This is a genomic window from Phytobacter sp. V91 (genome assembly GCF_965644225.1).
Lineage (GTDB): Bacteria > Pseudomonadota > Gammaproteobacteria > Enterobacterales > Enterobacteriaceae > CBFFRJ01.
This window is the reverse complement of the sequence record NZ_CBFFRJ010000149.1, coordinates 1-11,570: the sequence shown is the minus strand read 5'-3', so window position 1 is coordinate 11,570 and position 11,570 is coordinate 1. Positions and strand designations below refer to the sequence as shown.

The 11,570-nt window shown below is 53.9% G+C and carries 10 protein-coding genes and 1 pseudogene; 7 read left to right on the top strand and 4 right to left on the bottom strand.

Annotated elements, in window-relative coordinates; all coding sequences use genetic code 11:
• Nucleotides 1-73: 73 nt before the first annotated feature.
• Both ACSZO4_RS22075 and ACSZO4_RS22070 read left to right on the top strand, forming a co-directional pair.
• Nucleotides 74-895: pseudogene (locus tag ACSZO4_RS22075) on the top strand (MBL fold metallo-hydrolase); the annotation flags it as partial.
• A 33-nt stretch (nt 896-928) separates the two neighbouring features.
• A complete protein-coding gene (locus tag ACSZO4_RS22070) occupies nt 929-1,270 on the top strand; it encodes a RamA family antibiotic efflux transcriptional regulator (RefSeq protein WP_437891200.1) in 342 nt (113 codons plus the stop codon).
• 58 nt (nt 1,271-1,328) lie between these two features.
• Here the strand turns inward: ACSZO4_RS22070 and ACSZO4_RS22065 are convergent, their stop codons facing one another.
• Nucleotides 1,329-3,485, bottom strand: coding sequence for a TonB-dependent siderophore receptor (locus ACSZO4_RS22065; RefSeq protein ID WP_437891199.1), 2,157 nt, complete (start codon nt 3,483-3,485; stop codon nt 1,329-1,331).
• A gap of 154 nt (nt 3,486-3,639) precedes the next feature.
• Here ACSZO4_RS22065 and ACSZO4_RS22060 point away from each other — a divergent pair, with 154 nt between their 5' ends.
• Nucleotides 3,640-5,232 carry an alpha/beta hydrolase-fold protein gene (locus tag ACSZO4_RS22060; RefSeq protein ID WP_437891198.1) on the top strand — a complete coding sequence of 531 codons (1,593 nt, stop codon included), beginning with the start codon at nt 3,640-3,642 and terminating at the stop codon, nt 5,230-5,232.
• Here the strand turns inward: ACSZO4_RS22060 and ACSZO4_RS22055 are convergent.
• The 3 genes from ACSZO4_RS22055 to ACSZO4_RS22045 all read right to left on the bottom strand — a co-directional run bounded on the left by ACSZO4_RS22055 (nt 5,194) and on the right by ACSZO4_RS22045 (nt 8,285).
• Nucleotides 5,194-5,439: a DUF1158 domain-containing protein gene (locus ACSZO4_RS22055; RefSeq protein ID WP_437891197.1), complete on the bottom strand. Its 246-nt coding sequence runs from the start codon at nt 5,437-5,439 to the stop codon at nt 5,194-5,196. The two genes, ACSZO4_RS22060 and ACSZO4_RS22055, sit on opposite strands and share 39 nt — an antisense overlap.
• A 68-nt stretch (nt 5,440-5,507) precedes the next feature.
• Nucleotides 5,508-6,629: a YbdK family carboxylate-amine ligase gene (locus ACSZO4_RS22050; RefSeq protein ID WP_437891196.1), complete on the bottom strand. Its 1,122-nt coding sequence runs from the start codon at nt 6,627-6,629 to the stop codon at nt 5,508-5,510.
• Between the two features lie 192 nt (nt 6,630-6,821).
• A complete protein-coding gene (locus ACSZO4_RS22045) occupies nt 6,822-8,285 on the bottom strand; it encodes a PLP-dependent aminotransferase family protein (protein ID WP_437891195.1) in 1,464 nt (487 codons plus the stop codon).
• Between the two features lie 234 nt (nt 8,286-8,519).
• Here ACSZO4_RS22045 and ACSZO4_RS22040 point away from each other — a divergent pair, with 234 nt between their 5' ends.
• From ACSZO4_RS22040 to ACSZO4_RS22025, 4 genes are read left to right on the top strand one after another with little or no spacing between them, the layout of a single operon-like run.
• A complete protein-coding gene (locus ACSZO4_RS22040) occupies nt 8,520-9,368 on the top strand; it encodes a transporter substrate-binding domain-containing protein (protein ID WP_437891194.1) in 849 nt (282 codons plus the stop codon).
• A gap of 46 nt (nt 9,369-9,414) precedes the next feature.
• Nucleotides 9,415-10,056: an amino acid ABC transporter permease gene (locus ACSZO4_RS22035; protein WP_437891193.1), complete on the top strand. Its 642-nt coding sequence runs from the start codon at nt 9,415-9,417 to the stop codon at nt 10,054-10,056.
• Nucleotides 10,057-10,070: 14 nt separating this feature from the next.
• Nucleotides 10,071-10,736: an amino acid ABC transporter permease gene (locus ACSZO4_RS22030; protein ID WP_437891192.1), complete on the top strand. Its 666-nt coding sequence runs from the start codon at nt 10,071-10,073 to the stop codon at nt 10,734-10,736.
• On the top strand, nt 10,729-11,490 hold the full coding sequence (locus tag ACSZO4_RS22025; RefSeq protein WP_437891191.1) for an amino acid ABC transporter ATP-binding protein: 762 nt from the start codon (nt 10,729-10,731) through the stop codon (nt 11,488-11,490). Before ACSZO4_RS22030 ends, ACSZO4_RS22025 begins: the two co-directional genes overlap by 8 nt.
• Nucleotides 11,491-11,570: the final 80 nt, after the last annotated feature.

Below are 11,570 nucleotides of genomic sequence, written 5' to 3'. Positions count from 1 at the left end.
ATACAGCTCAGCTAAGGTAAGGCTAATACAGATAAGGACTCCACTGAACCCCACCGATTAAATCGCACCTTCCCTTGCGAACCTGCCGCTTACCGAGGATACCCTGGTGTGGCTGGGGCACTCTTCCTGGTATCTGCAGCTGGCCGGCATTCGCATTCTGATCGATCCGGTACTGAGTAACTATGCGGCACCCTTCTCATTTCTGAATAAAGCCTTTGCGGGTGATTACCCCTGGACGGCAGAAACGATGCCGGAGATCGATCTGCTGATTATCTCTCACGACCATTATGACCACCTCGATTACGCCACCATCAAAGCGATGATGCCGAAAATTAAACGGGTGATCACGCCGCTGGGCGTGGGATCGCATCTGCGTTACTGGGGTATGAATCCGGACATTATTCAGGAAGCCGACTGGCAACAGAAAATCACCGTCAGTGACGGATTTGATGTGCATGTGCTCCCGGCGCGGCACTTCTCAGGACGTGGCCTGAAGCGTAATCAAACCCTGTGGGCGAGTTTTATGTTCGTGGCCGGCGGTCGCAAACTGTATTACAGCGGCGATACCGGCTATGGACCGCATTTCAGGGCGATTGGCGAACAGTTTGGCAAGGTCGATTTAGCCATTCTGGAGAACGGTCAGTACGACGAGGACTGGAAGTACATCCACATGATGCCAGAGGAAACGGCCCAGGCCGCGTTGGATCTTAATGCCCAGGCCATTTTGCCGGGCCACGCCGGACGCTTCGTGCTTGCCAAACACACCTGGAACGATCCCTACAAGCGCCTGGCGGCAGCAAGCCAGGGCAAAGGGTATCGCTTGTTGACCCCCAGACTGGGCGAGCCGGTTCTGGCAGCAGACAACACCCAGGGGTTCCAGGCCTGGTGGGAATAACGGTTCATTATGCAGAGCGCCGAGGAGGGTAACATGACGATTTCCGCTCAGGTCATCGACACCATCGTTGGGTGGATTGACGATAACTTGCATCAGCCATTACGTATTGACGATATTGCCCGCCATGCGGGCTATTCAAAATGGCATCTGCAACGGCTGTTTTTACAGTACAAAGGGGAGAGTCTGGGGCGTTATATTCGCGAGCGTAAGTTAGCGATGGCGGCGCGGGATTTATTGAATACTGACCAGAAAGTCTACGATATCTGCCTGAAGTATGGCTTCTATTCCCAGCAGACTTTTACGCGGATCTTTACCCGAACCTTTAATCAGCCGCCCGGCGCGTACCGTAAAGAGAATCATCCACGGACGCATTAACGCCCGTGGAGATGGCAATGAAACCGGCGAGTGATAAGCCGGTTTTCTTTTTGCTTTCTTACCAGGAATAATTGACGGTTGCAGTCATGGTGCGGCCCACGCCATAGAAGCAGGCGGTGTCGCTGGCGCACGAGGCAACATATTTGGTATTGGCGATGTTGTTGACGTTGAACTGTACCGTCGCCCCTTTCAGGTTGCCGTTCAGTTCACCCAGATCGTAGCCCAGCATGGCGTCATACAGATCCACTGCTGCCACCTTGAAGGTGTTCTTCGCGTCGCCATAGCTGGTGCCGATATAGCGCATACCAACACCTGCGGTCAGGCTCTTAAGCGGACCTGACGTAAGGGTATAGCTGGTGAACGCGGAGGCCATATGTTCAGGAACACGCTGCGGGGTTTTACCCTGAACGCCTGCCACCGTGGTGCTGGTGACTTCTGCATCAGTGTAAGTATACGACGCGATAATGTTCCAGCTATCCCACAGCGTGGAGTGCAGCTCTGCTTCTACCCCTTTTGAGCGGATAGCGCCCGCGTTTTCAAACCAGCCCTCGGTGCTGTTGTAGGTCGGGACGTTGTTCTGGCGCAGATCGTACGCCGCCAGTGACATCAGCGTGTTTTCCACTGGCTGATACTTGACGCCCACTTCGGTCTGCTTGCCGGTCGTTGGGGCAAAAGGCGCTACGCCTGGTGCACGGTTGGTTTGCAGGTTTGGTTCAAACGACGTGCTGTAGCTGATGTATGGCGACAGGCCGGAATCAAAGGCATACAGCAACCCGGTGCGCCAGGTGAACTTGCCGTCGTTTTGCTGAGTGGTCGCGCCAGAGGCGGTAAAGTCAGTGGTGCGAACTTCAGACCAGTCATAACGACCGGACAGCAGCAGCTCCCAGTTATTCCAGCTCATCTGATCCTGCAAATAGAGGCCCATCTGATCCAGATTTTGCTGCTCATTGGTGAGGGTTGAGAAGGTACTTTCATCGACATTCACCCCATAGGTTGGGTTCGTCCAGTCGAAATCGTACTCAGAGCCTGCGCCGCGCTGCAGCAGCTGTTTGTCTTTACTCTGCTTGTAGTCAAACCCGCCGAGAACAGTATGGTTCACATCATTGGTGGCAAACTGCGCCTCAAGCTGGTTATCCAGCCCGAACTCGTTGGTGGTGCGCTCTTCATGCTGGGCGCGACGGGTAAGAGTGGTGCTGTTTGCCGCGCTGTTGGCGTATACCAGATAGCGATATTTCTGCTTGATGGTGGCGTAGCGGGCATTCTGACGGAAGGTGAAGAGATCGTTTAACTGGTGTTCGAACTCATAGCCAATCATGGTCTGTTCACGCCATGACTGATCGTAGTTTGGATCACTGACGTTCATCTTCCATGGCAGATACTGGCCGTTCGCGCTCACCACCGTGCCGTAATAAGGCAGGAAGTTGCGGTAGCCCGCGTCAGGATCTTTCTGGTAGCTGGTCAGCAGCGTAAAGCGGGTCTGATCGTTAGGATACCAGGTAATGGCTGGCGCAATCGCCATGCGGGTCTCTTTGTAATCCGCAATCTGGTTATCCTGCGTGCGGGCAATACCGTTCAGGCGATACAGTACGCGCCCGTCGTCACTGAGTTTGCCGCCAAAATCAAATGCCCCTTCCGCAAGGTTGTTGTTGCCGGTGCGGAACTGAACATTATGGATAGCGTCGCTGGTTGGGCGTTTGCTGGTCATGCTGATAAGGCCGCCAGGGTTGACCTGACCAAAGAGCACTGAAGCCGGGCCGCGCACCAGTTCCACTCGTTCAAGCAACCAGGGGTCGACGGTGCCGGTCTGGGACGATGCCGTCGCGCCAAAGCTCAGTCCGTCTAGGAATTTCGGCACGTAGCTGAAGCCACGGACAAAGACTTCATCGTTACGGTTAGACGAACCCCGGTATTCGGTAAACGCACCGGCGCTGTAGCGCAGCGCCTGGGAAACAGAGGTCGCATCCAGGGCTTTCATCTGGTCACGGGTGACCACCGAAACGGATTGCGGCGTCTTCACCAGCTCCGCAGAGGTCTTGGTTGCCGACAGCGTTTTGGTGGCGACGATGCCTTTCAACGGCGCGGTAAGATCTTCCGCAGCGCCCGCCGTCACGATTAAAGTTTCTTCACCGCCTGTTTTCGCCGTTGCAGGAGCACTTGCCCCTGTAACGGCCAGACTCAGCAGCCAGAGCTGCATTATTTTGTTCTTTTTAAACATTATTTTTATATTTCCACTGTTGTTTTTCTTGCCATCTGTACTCCCCAACACATACCGGACGCTACGGGGGTACCCATTAACGGCGGTAATATTATTGTAAATTATTATCATTTGCATTAGCGTTGACGATAATTTTGCAACGGATGAAAAACAGATGAAGATGGCATGGGGTGGGTTACTGGTCGGGTTGAGCGCGATGTCAGCGATGGCCGCACCCTGTGCGTCTTCGTCGGTGCAGGGCGAACAGCAGGGAAAATTTGACGCCAGCGGCGAGGTCTGTTTTCAGCTTCCCCTGCTCAGTGAAAACTATGTCGCGGCCACCCTGAAAGGGGTGACCGATGCGCACCTGCTGGATGGGCAAAATCGTCGCCTGCGCGCGTTACTGGAAGGGGGCCCCGTTGATGGTGAGCAATCACTGTTTTTCTCGCTGCCGGTAAAGCAACCCTCTTCACTGGTGCTGCATGGCAATGAGGGCGCGCGCTGGTCCTTTAGCTGGCGGATGAAAGAAACGGAGCCGCTGTCCCGCGCTCTGGTTCTCGATCCCGTCAGCCCCACACTGCAGCGGCTTGCCAAAGAGTTAGCGGCAGGCGGCACCACCGAGGCATTCTGGGCGCTGCGCCAGCAACATGGCTCGCCGCTCATAGAGCCGGTGGATGCGACCCACAAGCGGGTGACCTTCCTCTGGCGCGGCGCACGGAGCAACGTCTTTATTCTCGGTTCTCCGGCAGGCGATCACGATCCCATGTTCAGACTTGCCGGTTCGGATGTCTGGTTTCGTAGTTACGTCGTCCCGGCGGACACTCGCATGCAATATAAGCTCGCGCCGGATGTGCCAAAAATCGATGGTTCGCCACGGGAGCAGCGACGCGCCATTCTGGTGAGCGCCCAGGCCGATCCCCTTAATGCTCTGACCATGAGCAGCAGTTGGGCTGACCGCTGGAATCGCTCCTCGCTGCTTGATTTAAGCCCCGCCCGCTATTTTTCCACCGCTGCGATGGCCCAACCGGTTCGTCACGGTACGCTCACCCGCCATTCCCTGTACAGCGAACGTCTTGGCAACAGCCGGGAGATCATGATTTATCGTCCGCGCACGGCCCAGCCTGCGCGCTGGACCCTGTTTTTGTTTGACGGACAAATCTGGCAGGGGGATTATCACACCGCCAACGTGCTGGATGGCCTGATAGCACGCCATCAGTTACCCCCGGTGAATATCGTTTTTATTGACAGCCTTGATCATGCCCGCCGTGCAAAAGAGCTGCCGCCAAATCCCGTCTTTGCCGATTTTATGGCGCATGATCTTCTTCCCTGGCTGCGTCAGCAGGGCATCACAGTGCAAAGAAATAAGGCGATTCTGGCCGGAGCCAGCTACGGTGGGCTGGCGTCATCCTGGGTGGCGCTTCGCTATCCGCGCCTGTTTGGCAATGTTTTGAGTTTGTCGGGTTCGTACTGGTGGTCGCCAAAAGACGAGCCGGCGGGCTGGTTAACCCGGCAGTATGCTCAGTCACCCCGTTACCCGTTACGTTTCTGGATCCAGGCCGGGCGCTTTGAAACCCAGGGCGCCGATGGCGGTATTTATCGCAACAGCGTTGAGTTTGACCGGATGCTGCGTGAAAAAGGCTATTCCACCCGTTTTCACCCCTGGTCGAGCGGGCATGATTATGCCGCCTGGGTCGAGGCGCTGGTGCACGGGTTGCGGGATTTCACCGGCTTACGCCAGCGAGAACCAGCGTCGCCAGATAAAGCGTAAGAGGTAGAATTCAAGCGTGCCAAGCAACAGAAACCACAGACAAAACAAGACGGTATAAAGCTGGTTTAAGTCCTGTAAGTGAAAGATGTCCATGATGTGTTGTGCGCGCAAAAGCCCAGGAGAAGGGGCCGGGAGCAGCAACACAGAGATGAATGCCATCAGCAGAATGCCTGCTGCCGTCACTAAGGTTTCCAGAGGATGCTTCATACCAGTTAATCGCTTGTTAAAAACGGTATTGTCCAGCAAAGCGCACGGTGGTGCAATCTTCCTGCGTGCTACTGGCCAGCGGCCCATATTTCAGTATGTTTTTGCACCAGTCCTGTCAACGACCCGCCGTCGGCGACAAAATCCCGCATCAGCTGTGCTTCGCTTTTTCCCCGCTTCACAAAACGCCCCAGTTCGCTGATGGCGCTGCCGGCGTTCAATTTTTCACCCCATGGCGCGACTTTCTCCAGCATGCGTTCAATATCATCGGCAATTGTGCTCTGCTCGCCGGTGTGCACATTGGTAATGATGCCCTCAAGGCCAAAGCGACAGGCCTGAAAGCGATTGAACTTGTACAGCAGATAGTCGCTGGCCTGATGTTTAAAAGGGCGTTCGGCCAGCAACCAGTGGGCAATAGCCTGGATAAAACCGGCCATATCGATCGCATGGGACAACGTCAGCGGAGTATCCATGACCCGCACTTCCACGGTGCCAAAGTGGGGGCTGGGACGAATATCCCAGTGCAAATCTTTGATGCTTTCAACCATGCGGGTGGTACTCAGAAGGCGAAACAGCCCAGTGAATTCCTGCCAGTTGCTGACCCAGGGCATCGGGCCGTTGTCCGGGAATGCGGAAAAGATATTCAGGCGCGATGAGGCAAAGCGGGTATCGGTTCGCTGCATATAGGGCGACGCGGCACTGAGGGCAATAAAGTGCGGAACAAAACGCGACAGCCCATGTAGCAGATAGATGGCGTCATCGCCATCAGGGCAGCCCACATGTACATGCTGACCAAATACTGTCGCTTGTTGCATCAGATAACCAAACGTCTCCAGCGTGCGGTGGTAGCGTTCATCGTTGCTGATTTCCTGACGCTGCCAGTTCTGGAAAGGATGCGTGCCGCCGCCGCAAATGCCGACATGGCAGGTGTTCGCTGCCTGTAAAATTATCTGCTGCATGGCGGAAAGCTGATGTGCGGCCTGGTCGATGTCCCTACAGATGCCGGTGGCGATCTCCAGCATGCTCTCGGTGATGTCGTGCTTAATCTCTCCGGCTTGCACCTGAGATTTCACGGCGTCAATCAGCGCTGACGAGTCCTGGCTCAGGTCATACTCCGGTGGATTGACCACCTGTAACTCCAGTTCAATGCCCAGCGTGAAGGGGGCTGAAACGTGAAAATCGGGCAGCGGCATAGGGACTTATCCTTACCTTGTGAGGTTCCGATAAGTATATACCCGTCATACTTCAAGCTGCCTCTTTGTTGGCTGCGCTTATTTACCCCAGTCACATAGTTATCTATGTTCCAGGGGATGCATGCGCTTGCCGCCTTCATGCAACTCGAATTATTTAGGGTAAAGGCATGCCTTTGCGCTATGACCTGAAGGTTAGCTGAGCTGCGCTAGCTGACCGCGCAGCACCTCCACGCCAGGCACAATGGCATCCGGATTGATGGCATGAAAGCCCATGCGGAAGAAATTATCCGGCGGTGCGCCGTCGAGAAAATGTCGCGCGCCCGGCTCAATCAATACTCCAGCATGGGCCGCACGCCAGGTCAGTTGTTGCGTGCTGATGTGCTCAGGCGTACTCAGCCAAAACGCGTTGGCATGCTCGCTGCCGCCAAAGGTTTTGCACTCGGGTAAAAAGGTCCGTAGCGCATCGTGCAGGCGGTCCCAACGCCGTGCGGAATCATCGTGGTAGCGGCGCAAATGCGTTTCGTAATGGCCCTGGGCCAGAAAATGCGCCATCTGGTACTGAATGTTGGTGGGTGGATGACGATAGACCAGACGGCGCAGGGCGCGGGCTTCATCAATAATTTCCGGGGCGGCCACCATATAGCCCAACCGCAGACCGGGTGACAAGGCTTTAGACAGGCTGCTGACGTAAATCACGCGCCCGCTTTTGTCGCTCGCTTTCAGCGCTGGCAGCGGATTTTGGGTGAAATTACTCTCCGAGTCGTAATCATCTTCAATAATCACCGCATCATGGCGGGCGGCATAATCCAGCAGCTGCACCCGCCGCGCTTTGCTCATAGTGACGCCCGTCGGCACCTGATGTCCCGGCGTCACATAGTAGTAATCACAGGGAGTTTCTCCGAGCACAATGCCCTCTTCATCTACCGGGTGGGGCACAATTTGCGGCTCACTGAGCAGGAATGTATTAATCGCCTCACGAAAGCCGGGATTCTCCACCGCAACGCGGGTCTGACGTGACATTAATAAACGGGTCAATAAATAGAGGGCGTTTTGTGAACCCAGGGTGATGAGGATTTCATCCGGTGCAGCCACGATACCGCGTTTGGGCAGTACGCGGGTGCGGATCTGCTCAATCAGCATCGGGACATCCTGATCGATATGGTCGATAACCCAGGCCGGATCGCGAACGCCGCCGTGCAGCCAGTTTGCCGCTGCGCGCCAGGTGGCCAGCGGAAATTGCTGGGTATCGGGCTGACCATAGATAAAGGGGTAGCGGTAGTGCATCCACCCGGCCGGTTTGAGGATAGATTCCTGCTGGCTGGGGGTGATTTGCAGGCGGTTGCCCCATCGTGGTGCAGCACTCTCGCATTCGGGTGCACTCTGGGACACATTTTGCCCGGCATTGTAGTAATCCGGGTGCAGGTAATAGCCGCTACGGGGGCGGCTGACCAGATAACCTTCGTTGACCAGACTTTCAAACACCAGCGCCGTGGTATTACGTGAAACATTGAGCTGGCCCGCCAGCTGTCGGCAGGAGGGCAGTGGGTTTTGCGCCGGGAAAATGCCGCTCAGAATGGCGTTAATCAGCGATTCCCGAACCTGTTCCTGTAACCCACGCTGGCCGTCGAAATTGACATGCATCAGGTGACGAATCATCTTGCTCTCCCCGGAGAAATATCATGTTCAGGATTGAGCAAATTCCATACCAGCTCTGGCACATCTGACACAGACATTGGCGAAATCTGGCTCTATTCAGAAAGTAAAAAGCCTCCCTATTGTAAAAACGCAATCACAACGCAGATGACGAGAAACGCTTTCGGCATATTTTTTGCAACGGTTCCAGTACCACTGGAATGAATCGGCCTGGCCTATTTAATTAAGGGTAGAGAGATGAAAAAAGTATTCGGCAAATATTGTCTTGCAGCCATGTTATCTTTGGCTTTTTCTTTACACGCAGTCGCAGCGGATTTACCCGAAATCGAAAAAACCGGCACGATGAAAGTCGCGACGGAAGATGATTATGCGCCATTTAACTTTATGACTAACGGTCAGACCGATGGTTTTAACAAAGATATGCTGGATGAGTTTCGTAAATACGCGAAATTTAATATCACGCAAAGTATTTTACCCTGGACCGGGTTGCTGGCTTCCGTTTCCACCGGTCAATATGACATGGCTTTAACCGGGGCGGTTATTACTGACGAACGCCTTAACGTTTTTAATTTCACCCCGCCATGGGCTTCTGCTCAGCATTATTTTGTGAAACGCGCAGATGATAAAACCTTAAATACCATTGCTGACCTCAGTGGCAAAAAAGTGGGTGTCCAGGCGGGCAGCGCATTGCTGGCGCGTCTGCCTGAGCTGAAGGCGATGCTGGAGAAAACCGGCGGCAAACTCGGCCCGGTTGTGGAGTACCAGTCTTACCCGGAAGCCTATGCCGACCTTGCCAACAAACGCGTGGATTACGTTATCAACGTGGTTATCTCAGTAAACGACCTGGTGAAAGCGAAACCGAAAGTCTTTGCCAAAGGTCTGGCGGTATCCGGCCCGGGTTATATGGCCTGGCCAATTCCGAAGAACTCCCCGGAATTACTGGCCTACATGACCAAATTTATGAATCACATGACCGAAACCGGCAAGCTGGCTGAGTTGCAGAAAAAATGGTTCGGTGAAACCTATGATATGCCGAAAGAGCCTATCACCAATGCTGAACAGTTCCATAAGTTAGCGGGTTTCTAAGATCAATGCGGCGGGCAACCGCCGCCTGTTAAAGAAAGGAGGGCCTATGGATTCTATGGCCTGGCAGTTACTGATTGAAGGCGCATGGACGACCCTCTGGATCTCGGGCGTGGCTATCGCGTTCGGGGTGGTGATCGGCCTGGTGATTGCGTTCATCCGTATGATGAAAATCCCTGTCGTCGATCAGATTCTGGTGGTCTACATTAGTCTGGCACGCGCGACACCGCTGGTGACGCTGGTGCTGTTCCTCTTTTTGTCCCTGCCGACCCTCGGCATCAATATGGATAAAACGCTGGCGGCGATTGTGGCGCTGACGTTAAACACCTCGGCATTTAACGCCGAAATCTGGCGCAACGCCTTTCGTAATTTTCCTCGTGAACAGCGGGAAGCCGCGGAATCCGTCGGCATGCGGCGCTGGACCTATTTTCGTTACATCATGCTGCCGCAGATGTGGATAGAAAGCCTGCCTGCGCTGGTTAACGAAATGTCATTCCTTATTAAGGGCAGTCCGGCGATTGCGGTGATTGGCGTGGTGGATCTGACGCGCGTCACCAACCGTATCTCTTCAGTCACTTATGAACCGCTGTCGCCTATTCTGGCGGCGGGGTTGTTGTATGTCGTGATTATTGGTCTGCTACTGAAATTCCAGAGCATGGCGGAACGCAAAGCGAAGCGCCTGGCGCGGTAAGAGCAGGAGGATTTATGAATCAGTGGGGCATTATCTGGTCAGCGCGCGAAAGTTTTTTTAACGGTCTGCTGGCGACACTTGAGCTGTTTATTATTGCAGCAGTCATTGGGTTATTTATCGGTATTTTCCTGTGTTACGTGATGGAATACCAAAATCGTATTATTGACAGGCTAATTATTGCATTTGTCAGTCTTATGCGCGCCGTCCCTTTTTTGATTCTGGCCTACTTGCTTTATTACGGATTACCGCAAATTGGCATCAGTATGGAAGCCTGGACGGCAGGACTTCTGGCATTAATCATTTACCACGGCGCTTACTTCTTTGAAATATTACGTAGCCAGCGAAGGATATTTTCCGCGGGTTATATCGAAGCTGCCGTTTCTCAAGGCTTTTCGCGCTATAAAATATTTAAGCGCATCATTCTGCCTAATATATTCTCCTCGGCGTTGCCGCTAATGGGCAACCAGTTGATTATTTGCCTGAAAGACACGGCTTTCCTGTGCATTATTACTGTTCAGGAGATAACTGCCGCCGCGAATGGCGTGCAGTCAACCTACTTTATTCCCTTTAATGCCTTTATCGTCGCGATTGCGTTGTACTGGGGCATCAGCATTCTGCTGGAACTGATGATTAAACGTCTGAGTCGCTATGGCGCGAAACGAGGAATGACCCATGCCTGAATCAAGTGCGGTGAGTATTAAAAACCTGTCCAAGCAGTTTGATAATATTGAAGTGCTGCGGGACATCAACCTGACGGTGGAAAAGGGCACGGTGGTCAGCATCCTGGGCTCGTCCGGCTCAGGTAAATCAACCCTTCTGCGCTGCATGAACTGGCTGGAGCAGCCGGATCGCGGTGAAGTACGTATTAGCGGGCAACGTATTGGCGTGGATGAGGGGACGGGAAAAGCGATGTCGCATAAAGACCTGTCTAAAGTGCGTGAGCGGGTAGGGATGGTGTTTCAGAGCTTTAATCTGTGGCCACATTTAACGGTACTGCACAACGTCAGTGAAGCGCTGGTGCATGTTAAAGGCATGAAGCGTGATGCCGCCGATGAGATTGCCCGCCAGCAGCTGGAAAAGGTGGGGATGGGCCACAAGACCGACGTCTACCCGATAACGCTCTCCGGTGGGCAGAAACAGCGTGTGGCGATTGCCCGCTCGCTGGCGATGTCGCCGGAAGTGATTCTGTTCGATGAGCCAACCTCAGCGCTGGACCCGGAGCTGGTGAATGAAGTCCTCGGGGTGATGAAAAATCTCGCCGCCGAAGGTTACACCATGGTGGTGGTAACCCATGAGATGGACTTCGCCCGCCAGGTATCTGATGAAGTGGTGTTTTTAGAAAAAGGGCTGTTGATTGAAAAAGCGCCGCCGGAGAAGTTCTTCACCAATCCGGATTCCGATCGTGTAAGACAGTTTTTGCAGTCGAGCCGTTAATATAGAGCCTGTACATAAAATTGTGTAATTGCCTGATTTTGATATGTTCAATCCAACATCAAAAGCAGGTTAATTTATGG

Excerpts from the sequence above, each read along its gene's own strand:
- ACSZO4_RS22060 (WP_437891198.1), top strand. The coding sequence starts at position 3,640 with ATGAAGATGGCATGGGGTGGGTTACTGGTCGGGTTGAGCGCGATGTCA.
- ACSZO4_RS22035 (WP_437891193.1), top strand. The coding sequence starts at position 9,415 with ATGGATTCTATGGCCTGGCAGTTACTGATTGAAGGCGCATGGACGACC.
- ACSZO4_RS22065 (WP_437891199.1), bottom strand. The coding sequence starts at position 3,485 with ATGTTTAAAAAGAACAAAATAATGCAGCTCTGGCTGCTGAGTCTGGCC.
- ACSZO4_RS22030 (WP_437891192.1), top strand. The coding sequence starts at position 10,071 with ATGAATCAGTGGGGCATTATCTGGTCAGCGCGCGAAAGTTTTTTTAAC.
- ACSZO4_RS22045 (WP_437891195.1), bottom strand. The coding sequence starts at position 8,285 with ATGATTCGTCACCTGATGCATGTCAATTTCGACGGCCAGCGTGGGTTA.
- ACSZO4_RS22070 (WP_437891200.1), top strand. The coding sequence starts at position 929 with ATGACGATTTCCGCTCAGGTCATCGACACCATCGTTGGGTGGATTGAC.
- ACSZO4_RS22055 (WP_437891197.1), bottom strand. The coding sequence starts at position 5,439 with ATGAAGCATCCTCTGGAAACCTTAGTGACGGCAGCAGGCATTCTGCTG.
- ACSZO4_RS22040 (WP_437891194.1), top strand. The coding sequence starts at position 8,520 with ATGAAAAAAGTATTCGGCAAATATTGTCTTGCAGCCATGTTATCTTTG.
- ACSZO4_RS22050 (WP_437891196.1), bottom strand. The coding sequence starts at position 6,629 with ATGCCGCTGCCCGATTTTCACGTTTCAGCCCCCTTCACGCTGGGCATT.
- ACSZO4_RS22025 (WP_437891191.1), top strand. The coding sequence starts at position 10,729 with ATGCCTGAATCAAGTGCGGTGAGTATTAAAAACCTGTCCAAGCAGTTT.